At 30.6% G+C, this 19,401-nt stretch carries 25 protein-coding genes and 1 other RNA gene; 11 read left to right on the plus strand and 15 right to left on the minus strand.

Annotation, left to right across the window (positions count from 1 at the left end):
• Positions 1 to 8: 8 nt before the first annotated feature.
• Genes MK115_RS05030 through MK115_RS05050 form a run of 5 tightly spaced genes read right to left on the minus strand, consistent with a single transcriptional unit; the run spans position 9 to position 5,031 of the window.
• Positions 9 to 653, minus strand: a complete 645-nt coding sequence (locus tag MK115_RS05030) for a GDSL-type esterase/lipase family protein (protein ID WP_025888045.1) — start codon at positions 651 to 653, stop codon at positions 9 to 11.
• A gap of 49 nt (positions 654 to 702) precedes the next feature.
• On the minus strand, positions 703 to 2,205 hold the full coding sequence (locus MK115_RS05035; RefSeq protein ID WP_287609869.1) for a PhnE/PtxC family ABC transporter permease: 1,503 nt from the start codon (positions 2,203 to 2,205) through the stop codon (positions 703 to 705).
• 4 nt (positions 2,206 to 2,209) lie between these two features.
• Positions 2,210 to 2,950 carry an ATP-binding cassette domain-containing protein gene (locus tag MK115_RS05040; protein WP_287609871.1) on the minus strand — a complete coding sequence of 247 codons (741 nt, stop codon included), beginning with the start codon at positions 2,948 to 2,950 and terminating at the stop codon, positions 2,210 to 2,212.
• Positions 2,947 to 3,840 (minus strand): putative selenate ABC transporter substrate-binding protein, encoded by an 894-nt coding sequence (locus MK115_RS05045; protein ID WP_287609873.1) that lies wholly within the window; start codon positions 3,838 to 3,840, stop codon positions 2,947 to 2,949. Before MK115_RS05045 ends, MK115_RS05040 begins: the two co-directional genes overlap by 4 nt.
• 12 nt (positions 3,841 to 3,852) lie before the next feature.
• Entirely contained in the window at positions 3,853 to 5,031 is a 1,179-nt protein-coding gene (locus MK115_RS05050) for a pyridoxal phosphate-dependent aminotransferase (RefSeq protein ID WP_287609875.1), read from the minus strand.
• Positions 5,032 to 5,192: 161 nt separating this feature from the next.
• On the opposite strand from MK115_RS05050, the gene MK115_RS05055 reads away from it, so the two are divergent.
• From MK115_RS05055 to MK115_RS05065, 3 genes are all read left to right on the plus strand, one after another.
• Positions 5,193 to 5,696: a uracil-DNA glycosylase gene (locus MK115_RS05055; protein ID WP_011818178.1), complete on the plus strand. Its 504-nt coding sequence runs from the start codon at positions 5,193 to 5,195 to the stop codon at positions 5,694 to 5,696.
• Between the two features lie 35 nt (positions 5,697 to 5,731).
• Positions 5,732 to 6,949 (plus strand): (E)-4-hydroxy-3-methylbut-2-enyl-diphosphate synthase, encoded by a 1,218-nt coding sequence (gene ispG, locus MK115_RS05060; protein ID WP_011818179.1) that lies wholly within the window; start codon positions 5,732 to 5,734, stop codon positions 6,947 to 6,949.
• Positions 6,950 to 7,010: 61 nt separating this feature from the next.
• Entirely contained in the window at positions 7,011 to 8,345 is a 1,335-nt protein-coding gene (locus tag MK115_RS05065; RefSeq protein WP_287609879.1) for a S41 family peptidase, read from the plus strand.
• Here MK115_RS05065 and nadA read toward each other — a convergent pair.
• Positions 8,342 to 9,256 carry a quinolinate synthase NadA gene (gene nadA, locus MK115_RS05070; protein ID WP_025943321.1) on the minus strand — a complete coding sequence of 305 codons (915 nt, stop codon included), beginning with the start codon at positions 9,254 to 9,256 and terminating at the stop codon, positions 8,342 to 8,344. The two genes, MK115_RS05065 and nadA, sit on opposite strands and share 4 nt — an antisense overlap.
• 163 nt (positions 9,257 to 9,419) lie before the next feature.
• On the opposite strand from nadA, the gene MK115_RS05075 reads away from it, so the two are divergent.
• Positions 9,420 to 10,193, plus strand: coding sequence for a TIGR04168 family protein (locus MK115_RS05075; protein ID WP_287609881.1), 774 nt, complete (start codon positions 9,420 to 9,422; stop codon positions 10,191 to 10,193).
• A gap of 23 nt (positions 10,194 to 10,216) precedes the next feature.
• Here MK115_RS05075 and MK115_RS05080 read toward each other — a convergent pair whose 3' ends face one another.
• Positions 10,217 to 11,014: a hypothetical protein gene (locus MK115_RS05080; RefSeq protein WP_011818183.1), complete on the minus strand. Its 798-nt coding sequence runs from the start codon at positions 11,012 to 11,014 to the stop codon at positions 10,217 to 10,219.
• Positions 11,015 to 11,045: 31 nt separating this feature from the next.
• On the opposite strand from MK115_RS05080, the gene MK115_RS05085 reads away from it, so the two are divergent.
• Positions 11,046 to 12,236 carry an SAM-dependent methyltransferase gene (locus tag MK115_RS05085; RefSeq protein ID WP_287609883.1) on the plus strand — a complete coding sequence of 397 codons (1,191 nt, stop codon included), beginning with the start codon at positions 11,046 to 11,048 and terminating at the stop codon, positions 12,234 to 12,236.
• On the opposite strand, the gene aroB is transcribed toward MK115_RS05085, so the two are convergent.
• Positions 12,233 to 13,324 carry a 3-dehydroquinate synthase gene (aroB, locus tag MK115_RS05090; protein ID WP_287609885.1) on the minus strand — a complete coding sequence of 364 codons (1,092 nt, stop codon included), beginning with the start codon at positions 13,322 to 13,324 and terminating at the stop codon, positions 12,233 to 12,235. The genes MK115_RS05085 and aroB overlap by 4 nt on opposite strands.
• A 125-nt stretch (positions 13,325 to 13,449) precedes the next feature.
• Between aroB and MK115_RS05095 the strand changes: the two genes are divergently transcribed.
• From MK115_RS05095 to MK115_RS05115, 5 genes are all read left to right on the plus strand, one after another.
• Positions 13,450 to 14,640: a 5-(carboxyamino)imidazole ribonucleotide synthase gene (locus MK115_RS05095; RefSeq protein WP_287609887.1), complete on the plus strand. Its 1,191-nt coding sequence runs from the start codon at positions 13,450 to 13,452 to the stop codon at positions 14,638 to 14,640.
• Between the two features lie 17 nt (positions 14,641 to 14,657).
• A non-coding RNA gene (gene ssrS / locus MK115_RS05100) (6S RNA) lies at positions 14,658 to 14,842 on the plus strand.
• A gap of 162 nt (positions 14,843 to 15,004) precedes the next feature.
• Positions 15,005 to 15,304 carry a DUF1651 domain-containing protein gene (locus tag MK115_RS05105; RefSeq protein ID WP_012007505.1) on the plus strand — a complete coding sequence of 100 codons (300 nt, stop codon included), beginning with the start codon at positions 15,005 to 15,007 and terminating at the stop codon, positions 15,302 to 15,304.
• A complete protein-coding gene (locus tag MK115_RS05110) occupies positions 15,301 to 15,441 on the plus strand; it encodes a hypothetical protein (RefSeq protein ID WP_011862726.1) in 141 nt (46 codons plus the stop codon). Before MK115_RS05105 ends, MK115_RS05110 begins: the two co-directional genes overlap by 4 nt.
• Positions 15,431 to 15,583, plus strand: coding sequence for a hypothetical protein (locus MK115_RS05115; protein WP_011862727.1), 153 nt, complete (start codon positions 15,431 to 15,433; stop codon positions 15,581 to 15,583). The genes MK115_RS05110 and MK115_RS05115 overlap by 11 nt, the downstream gene beginning before the upstream one ends.
• A gap of 123 nt (positions 15,584 to 15,706) precedes the next feature.
• Here the strand turns inward: MK115_RS05115 and MK115_RS05120 are convergent, their stop codons facing one another.
• From MK115_RS05120 to MK115_RS05135, 4 genes are all read right to left on the minus strand, one after another.
• Entirely contained in the window at positions 15,707 to 16,456 is a 750-nt protein-coding gene (locus tag MK115_RS05120; RefSeq protein WP_287609897.1) for an NAD-dependent DNA ligase, read from the minus strand.
• Positions 16,457 to 16,651: a hypothetical protein gene (locus MK115_RS05125; RefSeq protein WP_225866708.1), complete on the minus strand. Its 195-nt coding sequence runs from the start codon at positions 16,649 to 16,651 to the stop codon at positions 16,457 to 16,459.
• A gap of 43 nt (positions 16,652 to 16,694) precedes the next feature.
• Positions 16,695 to 16,952 carry a hypothetical protein gene (locus MK115_RS05130; protein WP_025890613.1) on the minus strand — a complete coding sequence of 86 codons (258 nt, stop codon included), beginning with the start codon at positions 16,950 to 16,952 and terminating at the stop codon, positions 16,695 to 16,697.
• A 69-nt stretch (positions 16,953 to 17,021) separates the two neighbouring features.
• A complete protein-coding gene (locus MK115_RS05135) occupies positions 17,022 to 17,321 on the minus strand; it encodes a hypothetical protein (RefSeq protein ID WP_245151664.1) in 300 nt (99 codons plus the stop codon).
• Between the two features lie 129 nt (positions 17,322 to 17,450).
• On the opposite strand from MK115_RS05135, the gene MK115_RS05140 reads away from it, so the two are divergent.
• Positions 17,451 to 17,741: a DUF1651 domain-containing protein gene (locus MK115_RS05140; protein ID WP_025952633.1), complete on the plus strand. Its 291-nt coding sequence runs from the start codon at positions 17,451 to 17,453 to the stop codon at positions 17,739 to 17,741.
• A 732-nt stretch (positions 17,742 to 18,473) separates the two neighbouring features.
• Here the strand turns inward: MK115_RS05140 and MK115_RS05145 are convergent.
• From MK115_RS05145 to MK115_RS05155, 3 genes are all read right to left on the minus strand, one after another.
• Positions 18,474 to 18,656 carry a hypothetical protein gene (locus tag MK115_RS05145; protein WP_025955511.1) on the minus strand — a complete coding sequence of 61 codons (183 nt, stop codon included), beginning with the start codon at positions 18,654 to 18,656 and terminating at the stop codon, positions 18,474 to 18,476.
• Positions 18,657 to 18,662: 6 nt separating this feature from the next.
• Positions 18,663 to 18,860, minus strand: coding sequence for a hypothetical protein (locus MK115_RS05150; protein WP_011818197.1), 198 nt, complete (start codon positions 18,858 to 18,860; stop codon positions 18,663 to 18,665).
• A 99-nt stretch (positions 18,861 to 18,959) separates the two neighbouring features.
• Positions 18,960 to 19,214, minus strand: a complete 255-nt coding sequence (locus MK115_RS05155) for a chlorophyll a-b binding domain-containing protein (protein ID WP_025933361.1) — start codon at positions 19,212 to 19,214, stop codon at positions 18,960 to 18,962.
• Positions 19,215 to 19,401: the final 187 nt, after the last annotated feature.

A 19,401-nucleotide genomic window follows, 5' to 3' on the forward strand; every position in this document is an offset into this window, starting at 1 on the left:
GGAAAGACCTAGGATTCCTTCCATTTTGTAAGAATCTCCCAGCTTTTAAGTCTTTGGAAAAGCCAGAAATGACCTTCGGAATTTAGATGAATTCCATCATGCGTAATCCAATTTTTACTCCTTTTATCAGAGTACATTTCTCTAAAAGTAGGAAGAAATGGGACATTCTGATTGAGGCATACTTCCTCCATTCTCCTTTCATAAGAATTACAAAAATCATTTGAGTACCATAGACATCCTGCGAACGGCATTTTGCTTTCGTCAACTGGTGTCAAACCAATAACAAATACATTTGTTTGAGAGTTCATTTCATTAATTAGCCTCTCTAATCCATATTCAAATCCATCTATATCTAATTGATGTCTTCCATTTATCTGACCAATTGCTGCAGTGTCGTTAAGACCTACATTTAGTAGGATTGCTTTAGGTTTATTTCTTCTCGTTTCTCCTCTAGATGACCATTCTTTTTCCCATCTAGATGAAACTTTTTCTATCCCATCTCCCCTAACGCCAAGTTGATAAATAACTGGCCCATTTTGGTTATTACCCCAATCTTTTCTAAGCCTCTCACACCATCCACCACCCTCATTATCTCCCCATCCATAAACTGAGCTATCTCCAATTACAACTAGCTGTTTTGGTAAACTAATCACTATAACCGGAAAAAAATAATTACTTGATTTAACAAATTATTCTTACAAATCAAGTTAAACTATTTTTGATTTTACCATTTATTAATTCGCCAACTATTGCGATGGAGCTATAAGCTATCAAAACTATGGTAACTTCTTGCCATGCGAAGGAACTTAGTGATTCTTGCAATTGCCAACCTAGACCAACACTTCCAATAACCCCAACAATTGCAGTTTCTCTAATAATGATGTCAGATCTATAAGCGCAATATGCTAAGTAACTTTTTGCTTGTTGAGAAAATAAACCTAAAAGCCAACTAGTCTTTTTTGAGATTCCTAGAGATTTCATTGCAATATAATTTCTCTTGTCTTGGCTATCTAGATTTGTAAAAAGTAATTTGCTAGTAATACCAGCGTTGTGGAGACCTAATGTTAAAGCTGCTAAAGATACAGAAGGATTATTAAAAGTTAATAGAGTTAGAAGTATTACAGGGGTAGGTATTAAACGTAATAAAAATGCAAAAATTTTTATAAAAATTTTAGAAGTATTGTTGTTAAAAATTCCTATTACTAATGGAGGTAAACTAATTGCGATTCCTGTTGATAAAAGACTTAAAATTATTGTTTCTAATATAAGTTTTAAGAAATCAAATAATCCTAAATCTGAGCTTGATTTAAATAGAGAACTAACGGAATTAAAATTTTCAAAATTATTATTAAAAATAAAATAAAGAAAATATGAAAAAGAAAATAAAATTGTTATGAAAAAAACTGCAATAAAAAAAATAGATAGGATTTTATTTGTAGTATTAAATTTTATTTTTTTGAATATTAATCCAGAAAGAATTATCAAAATTGCTAAGGACCATAAATAAGTCCATAACTCTCTAAAATTCAAAGTTTGGAAAGATAAAAAAATACTGGTACCTATTCCTCCAATCCCAAAAAGTCCTAAAATCACAGTACTTCTTATTGAACACTCTAATCGATATAAACCAAAGTTTTTAAATGTATTTATTATTGGATTCCATATTAAAGTTAGTAAAGAAGAAAATTTAGGTGCATTTATTTGATTTATAGATTCAAAACTTTTGTAGTCAATAGTTTCTAATTGTTCAGCAAAAACTTTTGAATTTACAGCAATATAAGGTATACATATAGCTATTATTCCTATCGAAAAATTTATTCCATATATTTGCATTAATAGTATTCCCCAAACCACTTCGTGTATAGATCTAATTATTGTTAGAAAAAACCTTATTATGCGGTAGAAAAAATTTGGAATATTAAAGATTTTATAAAAAATATTTGAGGAAATTATTCCAAAAATTGCTCCAAAAATAATACTTACTAACCAACTAAAAAAACCAATTAAAATAGTTTCATTTAATCGCTTAATTACGGTAATAATAATTTCATTATCGATCTTGGGATTAAATGCAGAAATTAAGAATTCTTGGAATAATTTAAATCCTCCAAAATGAATATTGTTTATTAATTGATACCCTAGAGGTATGCATACCAAAATTGGAAGAAAAGATAATGAGGTATAGTTTAATTTTAATTTGTTCAACTAATTAATATATTTTCTCTAAATGAATCTTCTTTAAGTTATTTCTTTTGATATTGAAAAAAATTTTACCATCCCTTATTCCAATAACTTTATCGAAATCGTTCAGCAAATCTAATCTATGTAATGCAACTAATGCCGTCTTTGGGGATTTTTTTGTTTTATTTTTATCTACATTTTCTAGCAGAAGGTTTTTAATTGTTGTTATCAATTTGGGATCTAGATTATTAAAAGGCTCATCTGCAAGTAATATATTTGATTCTTGAATTAATGATCTAGCTATAGCCACCCTTTGTTTTTGCCCCCCAGATAGTTTTCTGATTTTTTTGTCGTAAATAGAGTTATGAAGTCTACATAATTTCATATATTTATGCGCCTTCTTAAAAGAACTTATATTTAGTAAATTTTTAAAAGCGAAATAAAAATTGTTTTCCGCTAGTAGTCCACAATTAACATTTTGTTCTGCAGAGAGATCTTCTATTAATCTTAAATCTTGCCATATAGTTGTTATTTTACTTTTCTGCTTTCTATCTAATTCCTCGAAACTTTTATTGAATAATTTAACCTCACCTTGAGTTGGCTTGATAGTGCCATTAAGTACTGATATAAGTGTAGTTTTTCCTGAACCGCTTTTACCTAAAAGTGCAATTTTTTCCCCAGAATTTATTTTTAAATTTATTTTATTTAGGATCAGATCATTTTTGTATTTATAAGATATATTTTCTAATTCTAAGACAGTATTATTCATCTAATTTTATTTAATTTCCTCCCGATTTCCTCTATATTTTTATATTGTTTTGATTCTGCCTTTATAAATCTTTTTGCATTGAACATATCTAATATCTGTTTATGTGATTTTTGCTTTATATCTAAATTTAGAATTACTGATTTAAGTTCTTTTGTAAACCCTTCCCCGAATCTATTTTCAAGATCACCTTGAGCTACCCAATGATAGTCAACATATTCTGGTGTGATCCAGAATAATTCTAAATTACTTGTTCTTTTGGGATTATTTTTAAGATTGTTTTCCCAAACCTGTTTATTTAAAGCTCCAGCATCAAATGCCCCACTATTAACTAAAGCTATAGTGGCATCATGACTCCCACTAAAACCTGCTTTTTTCCCTTTAAAATGTTTAATTTCTACCCCTGCTTGATTTAAAAAATATTCTGGCATTAATCTTCCAGAAGTTGAGTTTTCAGAGCCAAAAGTAAATCTTAAATTCTTTAGTTTTTTAAGTCCTTTAATGTTTGAAATTGAGTTAAGTTCTAAATTTTTGTTTACTATAAAAACACTTTTAAATTCCTTATCGATATCTCTTTGAGCTATGACAATTGAATTAGGTGTTTGTAATCTTGCTTGAACTCCTGATAAACCGCCAAACCAAACTAAATCTAAATCTTTAGTTCTAAATCCAGTTACTGCTGCAACATAATTAATAACAGGAATGTATTTAACTTCTACATCAAGTTGTTTGGATAATTCTTTTGAAAATAAATTAAATCTTTTGTCCAAAACATCTTGGTTTTGATCAGGTATTGCTCCAACTTTTAAAACTTTGGGATTTGAAAATACAGGTGATGAAAAAACAGAAAATAATAGAGATGAACTTAGTAGGAAATTCTTTAAATTAAACATAACTTAGTTAAATTAATAGTATTCAGAGATTGCTTTTTCAAGCCTCTGTAGTCCATCTTTTATTTTAATTTCTGAAGCTGCACAAGATATTCTTATACATTGATCAGCTCCAAAAGCTTTTCCAGGTACAACAACTAATCCGTAATCTTGAAGAGCTTTATTGCAGAAATCAACAGAAGTAATTGAGGAGTTGGGTAATTTTGGAAATGCGTAAAATGCTCCGTTAGGTTCTTCAATATAAATCCCATTTATATTATTAAGGCCCTCATAGAGAAGTCTTCTTCTTTGATCATAATGGCTATTTATCATTGAGAAAAACTCATTATTAATTTTTAAAGCCTCTAAAGCACCTTTTTGAACAAAAGAGCAAACATTACTTGTACTTTGACTTTGTAATGCTGAGGATGCTTTGATTACATCTTTGGGACCTACTAAATAACCTATCCTCCAGCCAGTCATAGCCCATCCTTTCGCAAACCCATTTATTATAAAAATTCTATCTTTTAAGTCATTTGCTAATGAAGATAAACTGTAGTGTTTAAATTCTTTTTTAAGGATTAGTTCGTAAATCTCATCAGAAAGAATATTGATATTTGGATTTTCTCTAGCTAAATCGGCAATTTGTAATAATTCTTCCTTTGACATAACTCTTCCAGTAGGGTTATTAGGAGAATTGATAATTATAAATTTAGTTTTTGAAGAGATTTTAGACTTCAAATCTTCTATATTTATTTTGAATCCATCTTCTGCAGAAGAATTTGTAAAAATTGGCTTCCCACCCGCCAATCTAACCATCTGGGGATAACTTAACCAATATGGAGAAGGAATAATAACTTCGTCTCCAGTATTTAACAAGACTTGGAAAAGATTATATATTGCTTGCTTAGCACCATTTGTGACCATTACATTTTCAAATTCATAATTTAAATCGTTTTGAATTTGAAGTTTATTTGCAATTGCTTTTCGGAGATCTAAATTCCCCGCTGCGGGCCCGTACTTTGTAAATCCATCAAATATAGCTTTACTTGTAGCCTCTATAACTTCTTTTGGGGCATCAAAATCAGGTTCTCCTGCACTTAAATTGCAAATATCTACTCCTTCTGCAGATAATTGATTTGCTTTAGCACTTATCTGCAATGTAAGAGAAGGCTCAATTGAAAGTGCCCGATCAGATAAATTAACTTGACTCATTGACTTATGACTTTTCAAATATGACTTTTAATAATGACAAATGCATAAATTAAGAATAAATAAAACTATCACACTATGGTTTAATTTAGTTCATTTTCTTAATCTATTTTATTTTCATGTTTTGAGTTCTTAAGATAAAAATATTTAAAGTTTTATTTTCGGTGAAAAGGTTAGTAATTGGGAGAGGAAGTGTATTTGCAGATTTGTTAGTAATTGGTGAGGCACCTGGAGCCCAGGAAGATTTAGAAGGAAAACCTTATGTAGGTAAATCTGGTAAGTTATTAAACGAATTATTAATACAAGCTGGAATTGATTATAAGAAGGATGTTTATTTTTGTAATGTAATTAAATGTCGTCCACCAAATAATAGAAAACCCACTGCTAGAGAAATTAATATTCATAAACCTTGGTTATTACAGCAAATAAAGTTAGTCGATCCAAAATTTATATTACTTACTGGTTCTACTGCTATGAGAGCTATTTTAGAAGTTAAAGATCCTATAAGTAATTTAAGAGGTCAATGGATTAAAAAAGATGGGAGAGAAATTATGGTAATTTTTCATCCATCTTATTTGTTGAGATTTCCTTCAAAAGAAATCAATAAACCTTACCATCTAACTTTGAAAGACCTAGAGAATGTAAGTGGTAAACTATATGCCGTATAATTTAGTGAAATCCTTTTTGAATATCAAGAATTTTAATGTCATTAACTCAATCAAAAGAGGTTAATAGTCTCTCCAAAAGATATTCAACTCATATTGAGAGAAGGATAACTAGAACAGTAATGGTGGGTGATATAGCTATTGGAAGTGATTATCCAGTAAGAGTTCAATCGATGATAAATGAAGATACGATGGATGTCGAAAATGCTTACTTAGCTATCAAAAGACTTCATGATGTGGGTTGTGAAATAGTAAGGTTAACTGTCCCTTCCTTAGCACATGCCAAAGCAGTAGGAGATATAAAGGCAAAATTACTAGAAAATAATATCAATACCCCCTTGGTGGCTGATGTTCACCATAATGGTATGAAAATTGCAATGGAAGTTGCAAAACATGTTGATAAAGTAAGAATTAATCCTGGATTGTTTGTTTTTGAAAAATCAGACCCTACAAGAACTGAATATACAGATGAGGAATTTGAAACTATTAAGCAAACAATACTTAAAAGATTTACCCCTTTAGTTGAAGTTTTAAAGGCTGAAAACAAAGCTCTAAGGATTGGAGTTAATCATGGGTCTCTATCTGAGAGGATGCTTTTTACTTATGGAGATACGCCATTAGGAATGACAGAATCTGCGATGGAGTTCGTCAAAATTTGTGATGAGCTTGATTTTCATAACATAATTATTTCTATGAAAGCTTCTAGGGCTCCGGTCATGATGGCAGCTTACAGAATGATTGCAGATAGGCTTGACTCAGAAGGATATAACTATCCCTTACATTTAGGAGTGACCGAAGCTGGTGATGGTGATTATGGAAGGATTAAAAGTACTGCTGGAATTGGAACGCTTTTAGCAGAGGGATTAGGAGATACCATCAGGGTTTCCTTAACAGAAGCTCCAGAAAAGGAAATACCAGTGTGCTATTCAATTTTGCAATCTTTAGGATTAAGAAAAACAATGGTTGAATACATCAGTTGCCCTAGTTGTGGTAGAACACTTTTCAATCTAGAAGAAGTTGTAGATAAAGTTAGGAACGCCACCTCACATTTAACGGGTCTAGATATAGCAATAATGGGATGTATTGTTAATGGGCCAGGAGAAATGGCAGATGCTGATTATGGTTATGTTGGAAAAGGTAAAGGAACTATTGCCTTATATAGAAGGAAAGAAGAGATAAAAAGAGTACCTGAAGATGAGGGGGTTAATGCTTTAATCCAACTTATTAAGGATGATGGGAAGTGGATTGATCCTTAAGGATTTGTCAAATTTTTGAATTATAAATAAATTCTTTTTATAATAAAAAATATCGAATTATTTGAAGATAAGAAAATTGCTTAAAAAAAAATATATATTTCTGTTTGCGACATCCTTTTCTGGGTTATTTTTAAATAATTTTGCAGAGGCAACAGTTTTAAATAATAGTTATAAAGAAGTAATTGATCATGTTTGGCAAATTGTATATAGAGATTTTCTTGATTCAAGCGGCAAATTTCAAAAGTCCAATTGGATTAATCTAAGAAAAGAAGTTTTATCAAAAACATATTCAGACAGCAATGAAGCATATGATGCGATTAGAGATATGCTTTCTAATTTAGATGATTCTTATACAAGATTTTTAGAACCTAAGGAATTTAATCAAATGAGAATCGATACCTCTGGTGAATTAACTGGAGTTGGTATCCAAATAGTTAAAGATAAAGAATCTGATGATTTAATAATTATTTCTCCCATAGAGGGCACCCCTGCATTTGATGCTGGAATTAAAGCTAGAGATAAAATATTATCCATAGATGATATTTCTACTGAAGGTATGAATATTGAGGATGCCGTGAAATTAATAAGAGGACAAAGAGGTACTAAAGTAAAGCTTGAAATTCTTAGAGGTTCTCAATCCTTTTTTAAGACTTTATCAAGAGAAAAAATTGAAATAAAATCTGTATCAAGTAAAGTCAATCAAACCAAAAATGGCTTATCAATTGGCTATGTAAGAATTAAACAATTTAATGCAAATGCATCCAAAGAAACTAGAGATGCTATTAAGGATTTAGAAACAAAAAAAGTCGCAGGATATGTTCTTGACTTGAGAAGTAATCCAGGAGGTTTATTAGAATCAAGCATTGATATCTCAAGGCACTTCATTAACAAAGGAGTAATAGTAAGTACAGTAAGTAAAGATGGTTTAAAAGAAACAAAAAAAGGAAACGGTCAAGCTCTAACAAAAAAGCCCTTAGTTGTCTTAGTTAATGAGGGTTCTGCTAGTGCTAGTGAAATAGTTTCTGGTGCAATAAAAGATAACAAAAGAGGAAAATTAGTTGGGAAGAAAACGTTTGGTAAAGGTCTAGTTCAATCCATGAGAACTTTAGTTGATGGTTCAGGTCTAACTGTTACAGTCGCTAAGTATTTAACTCCGAACGGCACTGATATAAACAAATCTGGAATTATTCCAGACATAGAAGTAAGAATGAATATAAACCCTATACTTCAAAGAGAGATAGGAACTAGAAAAGATAAACAATATAGAGCTGGTGAAAAAGAGCTAATAAATATAATTAATAGAAAGAATCAGATAAGCGAATTTAAGCCCGACACCACAAACCTTAATGCATTCCTAAAAATTAATAAGGAAGATAAAGTATTTTCATTAAATTAATTACTCATATCCAGCATTCTCTTTATTGGCACATAGGCTCTTCTTATTATTTCTGGGTCTAGTTCGATAGACGGGGAATTATTTTTCAAACAATCAAGAATTTTTTCTAAAGTATTTAATTTCATATATGGACACTCGTTACATTTACAACCTTCTACATCTGGGACTTCAATAAAAATTTTATTAGGTTCTTTCTTTTTCATTTGATGAATTATTCCAGGTTCAGTTAGTACCATGTAAGTTTTAGATGGATCTTTACTTACGAAATCAAGCAGCTTACTTGTTGATCCAATAAAGTCTGAGAGAATTAGTAAATTTTGACTACATTCAGGATGAGCAATTACTTTTGATCCTGGATTTTGATATTTTAATTTTAGAAGTGCTTCTTCACTAAATGATTCATGAACAATGCAGCTGCCAGGCCATAATTTAAGATCTCTTCCTGAATTTTTCTGTACCCATCTCCCAAGGTTCTGATCTGGCGCAAATATTATCTTTTTATCTTCAGGTATCTTTTTAATTAATGAGACTGCATTACTGCTTGTACATATCAGATCACTTTGAGCTTTTACTTCTGCAGTGCAATTTATATAACTTACGACATAGTGATCTGGATTTTCTTCCCTGAATTTTTGAAATTTATCTGAAGGACAATCGTCTGCTAATGAGCATCCTGCGTCAATATCTGGTAATAGGACTGTTTTATTAGGGCTAAGTATTTTTGCGGTTTCGGCCATAAAGTGCACACCGCAAAAAATTATTATATCTGCGTCATTATTTGCAGCTTTCCTAGATAGATCTAATGAATCGCCAATAAAATCTGCAATTTCCTGAATCTCTGGAGCTTGATAATAGTGCGCAAGAATAATTGCATTAGCTTTTTTGCAACGCTCCTTTATTTCAGAAATCAAATCCTCTTCGTTTTGAACTGATTTCTGTTTTGCAGTAGAAGTTATACTGGTCAGGATTTAGAATATCTCTAAATAGATTATATGCCTTTAAACAGAAAAAATTCTGACAAATTTAAAAATTGCTATTGTTGGTGACTGTCATGGTCAATGGTCTGAATTAGACTTGAAAGTTTTATCGATTATCAAACCAAATATTGTTTTATTTGTTGGTGATATTTCTGATGGGAGTGTCAAAATAATTAAAAAAATCAATGAGATCAAAATTCCTACTTTTGTGATTTTAGGAAATCATGATAGAGGGAAAGATTCTACAGGCGAAACTCTCTCAAAGCAGATACGTGTTCTTGGTGAAAAATATTGTGCATGGGATTTGAAAGTTTTTAATAATCAAATAAATTTATTGTCTGCTAGACCATGTAGTTCTGGCGGCGGCTATTATCTTTCAAAAGAAGTTAAAGGCGTTTATGGACCTATAACCGAACAAGATTCAATAAATAAAATTATCAAATGTTCAGAAGAGACTGTTGAAGAAATACCTCTAATAATTATGTCTCATGCTGGTCCTTCGGGTTTAGGTTCAGAACCTAAAAGCATTTGTGGGAAAGACTGGAAATTACCCTCTTTAGATTGGGGAGATAGAGATTTGTCTGCTGCTATTTCTCAAATACAAAAGAGAAGAAAAGTTGATCTTGTAATTTTTGGTCATATGCACAACCGGCTTAAAAGAAATCTTGGTTTAAGAGAGATGTTTAAAATTGATAGCAAAGGAACAATTTATTTCAACACTGCTGTAGTACCAAGATATAAAACTGATGAAGATGGAAAATTGCTAATTAACTTTTCATGGATTGAGTTTGAAAATAAGGAATTAAGGCATGTTTCTCATCGATGGTATTCAGAGTCTGGTGAAATTCGTGAAGAAGATAAATTTTTTTAGGATTAAATATCTCTGATCATATTTTAAGTATTTTTGGGCTTTTCATATCTTGAAAATAATGTTTGAGATAAGATATAACCCGCAATTCCTGCGGCTGTAAAAGCTAAACCATTTTTAAATAAAGGTAATAAATCATTTGTTCTGGATATTATCGGTGCCAAACCAAAAATTCCAAATAACATTCCCCATAAAGGAGAAAGAAGAGCTAAAAATCCAATTGATATGACTTGACCTTCTTTTCTTGGGGCAGATGCAAAACCTGCTACTAAACCTCCAAGAATCGATGTACATAAAGTCCATATATATTGCTCTTTGGGTAGGCCAGGGACAACTTGGCATCCTCCTCTTTCGAGGCAAATCTTTACTGAATCAATTGCATCTAATACTGCACCATCCTCACCGTGATCTTTAACATAGTATTGGTTGCCAAATCTTGTTTGAAGTTCAACCCAAAATAACCTTGGCATAAAATTAAAATAAGCCTCTCCGACGTTAAAGTTCAGCAAATTTCCCCCTCTAGGATCCGCAACTATCAACAAACTTGTCTCATCTAAATCCCAATAGTCCTTTATTGCACTACCAGGAGAACTTTCAAACTGAGATAAATATTTAATTTTCCACCCACTTTCAATTTCTAGATTGTTGAGCTTTTCCTCTAAAGATTTTTTCTGATTAGGGCTTAATGTTTTAGCTAAATCAATTACTGGTGTTTTTTCTTCTGGTAAGAGATTTGGATTATTTATAGCGAAAACGGGTTTATGTGAAATTAAAACTAATATAGATAGAAATATTCCTAATAAATAGTTAATCTTTGAAGGCATAAATAAGTTTTGTCTCTTTATATTTTCGCCGATGAATAGCTTACCCGCGAATAATCCAGATTGGTTAGTAAAAAAAATAATAAAAATGGGTGGGACTATAAGTTTTTATGACTTTATGAATTTTGCATTAAATGATCCTATTAATGGTTATTACGGCAGCGGTAAAGCTGAGTTAGGCGTTCGAGGAGATTTTGTCACATCACCATCTTTATCTGATGATTTTGCTTTTTTAGTTGGTAAACAAATAGAAGATTGGTTGATTCAGTTCAAAAGTAGTTTTTTATCTAATGAGACATTATCTGTAACTGAATTTGGAGCTGGAGATGGAAGCTTTATGAGTGGATTAATTAAATATTTTTTAGAAAACAGCAAGAATTTTTTAGAAGGAGTTTCTTTTGTAATTATTGAACCTAATGAAGGGATGGTAGAAAAACAAAAAAATAAATTGGAGGAATTTTTAAACTTAGGTATTGATATTTTATGGAAAGGTTTGGAAGAAGTAGAGGAAAATAATATAAATGGAATAGTTCTTGCAAATGAGGTTTTAGATGCTTTGCCAGTAGAGAGAATAACCTTCTCAAAAGGAAAATTACTTCGACAAGCAGTTTCTATAGACAAAAAATCTCATAAATTATTTTTTGATGAAATGCCAATTACAAGTGAATTGGAAAAAAGTATTGAACTTGCTAAAAGTGAGTTGGGAATTACTATTCCGCCTGAAGATGCTCTTGAAGGATGGACAACCGAATGGCATGTAGATAACTCAAAATGGTTAGAAGCTATTTATGGAAAAATTAATAATGGTATTTTATTGATAATTGATTACGCTAAAGAAGCTAAAAAATACTATAACTCTAAGAATTCTGATGGGACGATAGTTTCTTATGAAAATCAAAAAATGATGAATAATGTCCTAGATTCTCCTGGAAATTGCGATTTAACATCTCATGTGTGCATAGAAACTTTAATTAATGATGCTGAGACTCTTGGATTTAATACTGTTGGAATAACTAAACAAGGAGAGGCTTTGTTGGCACTTGGATTGGCAGAGAGACTTTATGGGATTCAGAAAGAATTTAAGGAGGATTTATCAAATGCCCTTTTAAGAAGAGAGGCATTACTTAGACTCGTTGATCCTGTTTGTTTAGGTGATTTTAAGTGGTTTGTTTTTAAAAAGTTTAATGAGAAGAAAATGAATATAAATTCAACCTGTTTGCGTTAAGAAAAAAACTTTAAAAATAATGAATCTTCTACGTCATCATATATATCAACAGCACCAATTTCTTTCGGTAATATAAATCTCATTTTGCCATCACGAACTTTTTTATCGCCCATAAGTATTGTTAGAACGTCTTCTTTATTTATTTTGGGGATCTCGGTAGGAAGATCATAACTCTCTAAGAGAATTCGCTGTCTCTCTAATTCTTCTTTAGACCATAACCCTTTTTCAATTGCTATTTTCCCCGCAATATTCATACCAATTGATATTGCCTCACCATGCAGAAATTTGCCGTATCCACATAAATTTTCAATAACGTGACCAAAAGAATGACCATAATTCAATATTGCTCTAACACCATTTTCATGTTCGTCTTGAGAAACAATATGAGACTTTGTTTTAATTGAACTATTAATTATTTTAATTAGATATTCATTCTTGAGATTTATAAGTTCATTCTTGTTTTTTTCAATTTCTAAGTATTCGAAAAGTTCTTTATCTCTTATTACTCCGTATTTTATTACTTCGGCCATGCCTGCATTAAATTCTCTTTTGGGCAAACTTTTTAAAGTTTCTGGATCAATAAAAACTGCTTTAGGTTGATTGAAAGCTCCAATTAAATTCTTACCTTTTGGATGATTTACTCCTGTTTTTCCTCCCACAGATGAATCAACCATTGATAATAATGTTGTTGGAATCTGAATATATTCGATACCTCTCAGCCAAGTAGCAGCTGCAAAACCACTTACATCTCCAACAATTCCTCCTCCAAGGGCAATAATTATTGAATTTCTATCTAAGCCAAATTCAAATGCTACATCATATATTTCACTTAAGGTTTTTAAGTTTTTATATGATTCTCCAGCCTTGATAAGGAACATTTTGGCCTGAAATTTATTATCTTTTAAATTATTTAAGAATTTTTCTCCATACAAATTTGATATTTCTTCATTTGAAATCACAAGTATTTTTCTATTCTTTGTTATTCCAATTTTTAAAAGTTCTTCGCTGATATTATTCAGTATCCCTGCTTCTAGAGTTACTTCGTATGACTTATCACCTAATGGGACTAATATTTTTCTCTTATTCACAATTGATTACCTAGTTAAAATTTATAAATATTTGGTATTAAATACTTTATATATTAGCAAAATCTAAGCTCTAGATCCTTAAAAATTCAGTTGTTAAGAATTAGAAATGGTAATAAAATCATGCTATGAGTTTTAAAAAAAATATAAACGATATTAAGAAAAATTATTCCCTAGGAATAATTGGAGGTGGTCAACTGGCTTTGATGTTAACCGAGGCAGCAAAAAAAAGAGATTTAGAAGTATGTGTGCAAACAAAATCTTGTGATGATCCTGCTGGTTCAAAAGCAGATCATGTCATAGAAGCTGATCCTTTAAAGATAAGAGGTAATAAATCATTAATTAATGAGTGTGAAAAAATAATTTTTGAAAATGAATGGATAAAAATTGATAAATTAAATTTAATTGGCAATAACGATATTTTTGTTCCAAGCCTTAATGCAATTAAGCCATTAGTAGATAGGTTTTCTCAAAAAAAATTAATAGATAGAATGAATATTCCCTGTCCAAAATGGATAAGTATTGAAGATTTTAAAAATCTCTCGGATGAGGAAATCAATAATTGGACTTTTCCTCTAATGGCAAAATCAAATAAAGGTGGATATGACGGTAAAGGGAACAAAAAAATAAAGACAAAAGAAGATTTAGATTCTTTTTTAACAGAGAATAATTCTGATGAATGGTTAATAGAAGAATGGATAGAGTATGAAAAAGAACTGGCTCTTGTTGGTTCGAGAGATAGGACCGGTAAGATAAGATTCTTTCCAATAGTTGAGACGTTCCAATCAAACCATGTTTGTGATTGGGTTCTTGCACCTGGAACAAATGAATATGATTTGAACTTATTTGCAATAAATATTTTCTCTTCAATAGTCAATGAACTTAATTACGTTGGAGTTTTAGCTATTGAATTCTTCTATGGAGATAATGGTCTTTTAATTAATGAAATAGCTCCTAGAACACATAACTCAGCTCATTTCTCTATTGAAGCTTGCACTTCAAGTCAGTTTGATCAATATGTTTGCATTTCTTCTGGGATAATGCCACCTGAAATTAAAATGAACTGTGAAGGTGCAATTATGATAAATCTACTGGGGTTAAAAAAGAATTTCCCAATCTCAATGGAAACCAGAATTAAAATGTTATCTGAAATTGAGGGTTCTAATATTCATTGTTATGGCAAATCTCGCGAAATTCTGGGAAGAAAAATGGCTCACATCACATTTTTATTAAATGGTAAAACGCATTCAGAAAGATATGATGAAGCTCAAATTTTATTAACTATGGTAAGAGACATTTGGCCATCTCCAAATGCATAAAAAAATAAGTTAGAGTTAGATTACTGGATCTTTGGTTAAGTTCTTCTTTATGTGCTCTGATCTGACTCTCTTTCGACATGAGGAGACTGTCGTGATGCGGTAGTAAACCGATCTTGTAATCGGAAACGAAAGCCCACTTTGAATCCTCTTCTGGCATTTCCAGGTCGATGCAGCAGAGAACTGACGGGGATCCGGTGTTACCTATCAAAATGCTTGCTAAAACAGGCTTTTGGTGGGTATTTTATTTTTTTGGAATAACTGAGCTGTTTTTATTCTCTATCAGTGTAAATAATTTATTTGCCAAAATACTTGACGATCCATTTCTAATGTATTTATATTAATAGTACACATGTATTACTAAGTAATGACTTTAGGAGGAGCTAATGTTTGGACTAATTTTTCTTACGGTTATCGTAATGAGTCCCCAAGTGGTTGGTTGCTTAGCCCAGACCGCAGCAGATTAATTTTATTTATAAGGAATAAAAAATCTCCAAGAAATAGTATGAGAATTTTTGCTCATACATATTATGCAAATGATCTTGGTGAGCCAATGGCAATTAAATCATCAACTCAAATGTATTTGGATAATGCTTGGGATAAATGGCATGACCTTCAATTAGAAGGTTGGACTTTTGAAGAACTTGAATTACCTGAATCTGTATGACTAACTTAAATCCAATCAAAAAGAAATTATCAAAAGTAGATAGAAAGATATCTATGCAAGACCCATCAAAATTATTAGCAGAATTTTTTAATGGTGTTGTCATTGAACTTGATGAAGAATATAAATATGACTCATAAAGAATTGATAGATCAAGTTTCCGCAAATTTATTTAAACAAAGTGGAAAGTTAGAAAGCAGAAGATCTTGGTTGGCAATGAGAAATTATCTTGAACAATTAGATACCGAACAACTTAAATCCATGCTTAAGGACCACGGATGATTTAAAAACTTTATTTAGTTTTTATTTTTTTCTTAATTCTCAGAAAACCGTAAGTTGCAAAGCCAACCAAAAACATATCCAAGTAAATATGCCAAGTAGGAAAAATCTGGTGTATTAATTCCATTAACGTTTTATTGCCACTTGCCAATAAGGATAATCTAAATTTGATTTTTCTCTAATCAATTGTAATTTTCTAGAATTTATTTTTACTACTATTCCATCTGTTGGATATTTACTAAAAAGCTTCCCTTCTAGCCATTGTTTTCTAAATACTTCAACTTGGCTCGTAAAGTTGCATGAAATATCCTGAGGGATCGTGAAGCCAAGCTTTGAAAGACTCTTTTTGGACTCATATTGGTTAAGTGTTGAATTAAGTATTTGAAATGCGCAGAAGCTAAGACTTTCAGAAAATCCTTCTTTAGCTCTTAGAAATCCAGAAGCGATTCTCTGGGAGATATTTGGACTTTGGTTGGGTGCATATAATTCACCTCTAACTTGAAGAACTCCTCGTAAAGGGAGATTATTGGGAATGTCTTGGACTTTAATAAGTTTACTAGTAACGTCTGCCCCTTTTCTTGAAATTGCTTTCTCCAAGGTTCCATCCCTATATTGCAAAGCAACAGCACAACCATCAATTTTTGGTTCAATTAATAATCTGGTATCTACTAATAATCCTTTCAAAAATTCATCTATTGAATCCTTTTCTAATGAAGGTAAAACTAGTTTATTTTTCTTTTTAAAGTAATCACAATTAGGGTTTGTTCTTAATAAATTTTTTTCAAGTTGGTCGAACTGCTTATCAGAGATTAAAGCATTACCATTTCTATAATTATCGTCATACCATTCAATTCGTTCTTCTAAATAAGTCTTCATTTAATACGATGGCTTAAGTTTTTGGCTAGGTATCCAACTTGGTTTATCTATAATCCATTTTTCTCTATCTTCATATTTAACAGTCCATAAAAGAAATGAAGAAATTTCTTTTAGAGTTATGCCAACCAAATATCTTGTTTTTGGACTTATTGATATAAATCCAAATAATAATATTAATAAAATAAGTTTAAACATACCTTTAATCATTTAAAAACTCAGCGTAATTTTTGCGAACTTTTTAATTAATGCAATTCTTATAACCTTCAATCTTTGCTAGTTCATCAATATTCAAACCTGTTTCTTCTAGTAAAGTTTCTCCTATATCGTCCTTATTAAATTTAGTTAAAGCTCCTTTAGTAGAGTACTTAATACATTGGTTTTTGTATTTTGCTTCTTTGACAACAGGAGATAAATAAAAACCAAACAAGATGATAAAAGCTCCATAGGTTACAACTTTTCTATGGTTTTTCCACCATTCATAAAATTTATTGGACACGAAAAATAAATAACTATTTTCTATTTTAAATTGACTGTCAACAAATTACTTTAGAAATTTAAGGATTGGTTAATTTATTGTTTTTTCATTAATAGATTTAACCCAAGAATAATATCTTGATTTTCTAATCCTTTGCTCTTTCGAGACTAATCTATCCGCAGATTCTAGGGGTGATTCTCCTTTCTCAACTTTTGTTGTAATAGAAATACCAAAACCTTTTGCTTCAATTTTTGCAATGCCACCCTCTAAAAAAAATAAAAAAGACCAACCTTTGTTCCATCCTAAATAGAAGGGATTTCGATACATTGCATTCTTTTGGAGATACTCTTTAAATGATATTTTCCTTTTCAAGGAGTTACTTGTATTCACTATTACCAAATAAGAAGTTTATGGCTGATTATTTCTGGAAAGTAATTTTAGTATTTAAATAATTACCAGAGGAATACTTGACGTCTACGAGTAGTACATTTATATTAATAGTACAACTGTATTATCTTCATGACTTCAGGAGTCGCTAATGTTCGGACTTATTTTTATCGTGGCAGCCTTATTGACCCCCCAACTGGCTGGTTGTTTAACAAAAAAAGTGGTTTATTAATTTTTTTTGAGAGTTATAAGAAATCTGTATCTAATAACTTAAAAGTATATACTCATCTTTTCTATGCAAATGAATTAGGTGAACCAGCCCAAATTAAAAATTCAAGACTTCATTCTATTGAGTGTGCTTGTGAAACATGGAATGAATTAATTTCAGGAGGTTGGCAAATTGTTACTAATAAATTCCAGTAATCATGATCAAGGTAAATCCGTCAAAATGGGAATATCTAAAAGAATCTACCCTAAAACGAAAACGAACAAAGATTTGTATTACTTGCAATCACTTTCGCTACAGCACTACAGAAACTTTTGCTACTATCTTGATCTGTCCAAAATACGAAAAACGCATACCACAGGGTGATCATTTACTTAAAGGCTGTGAGTATTGGCAAAAAAATAGGACGATATTTTCCCCTGAAGCATCTTAATTATTCTCTAATTAAACTTCTCTAGGTAGAGATATTTAATTATGTAAACAAAGCATTATTTTATACAACTTAAAAAATTCTTTTTAAGTAATTTTGAAGCATGATTCAATTCTACTTTTCCATATTTTTATTAGTTGTGCTTACATTTTTTGCACTTTTATTAGATGCACCAGAATTGGCTTCTTTAATTCAAACATTTTAGAAAATAATAAATCAGCATTTTTACTGATTTACTTTCTTAATAAGTAAGGCGTAGGTTTAACTTGTTGAATAGGAGGGATCTAATGATTGACAGTCCACCAGAGGAGTTAAATTATAAAATTTAAATCTAGATAAAACTAATGCTAAATCTGGAATGAATCTTCTATTTGAGATTCATTCCTTTTTAATTTCTTTCTAAAAAATGTAAATTATAAATATTAAATTTTTAAAGTAAAAAATCTGTTCATATTAAAATGATTTGAGGCCTAAGTCTCTTCTTAGATAGTGGCTAACTTTACCTGAATCCAAAACCAGTTTTTTGTTCTTCTTTTTCTTCCCATTCATTAATAATTAGTTTTAGTAAACTTTTAAGTTCTGAATTCGAAGCATCAGTATCTTTTTGAAGATTTATACAAATGTTTTTTATTTCCTCAAAAGCATTATCAATTAATATTGTTTTTTGATCTGGATTAGCCATAGAATTTTAAAATGCTCCATTACAGTTGAACCCACTGCAGTTAATAACCCTGAAAATATTCATTACAAAGTTGTGGAATCTTTCATCATAAAAAAATGCCCAGGTTGTAAATATAGCAAAACCAGAGACAGCAAAAGCAGCATATTGAAGCCAATGTATTCCATAGCTGTCTAATCCATTTTTATCAAAATCAGAATTACTCAATTGCTTTTTTACTTATAATAAAAATTTTTTTTTTAAAAGGAGAGTTTGTTTTGAACGAGAGATTTATTTTTTTCTTTAAGACCTTAATGTATTGATAGTTTAAATAAAACCAGGTATTATCCACCCAAAAAAACCGTAGTTTATTATCAAAGCTAAAAAACCAATCATAGCTAATCTCCCATTTGTTATTTCGGCATTTTTCCAAAATTTACCCATATAGTTTTTAATTTTTTTCGAATTTTTATCTATCAAATAATTTGGTTCTAAAGGTTCCTGCAACCTTTTGATGGCGTATAAAGAGAATTGAATTGTAATTGCGATGATAACAACTATAAAACTAGTAAGAGCATCCATTTTTAGATTTCATATGTGATCAATTAGTAAGCCAAAGAGTAAATGACATTTGTATGTATCAAACATTTCCTCATTTCTGCTTTATTAACAGAGGAAATCTTAACTTGAATTATTAAAGAATGTAACATATTTTAAAAAAATTAGTATGAATTCTTACTTTTTCTTTGGATTTCACATTTTTAAGTAC

Origin of the sequence: Prochlorococcus sp. ALOHA_ZT_50 (assembly GCF_022447305.1) — a bacterium.
Lineage (GTDB): Bacteria > Cyanobacteriota > Cyanobacteriia > PCC-6307 > Cyanobiaceae > Prochlorococcus_A.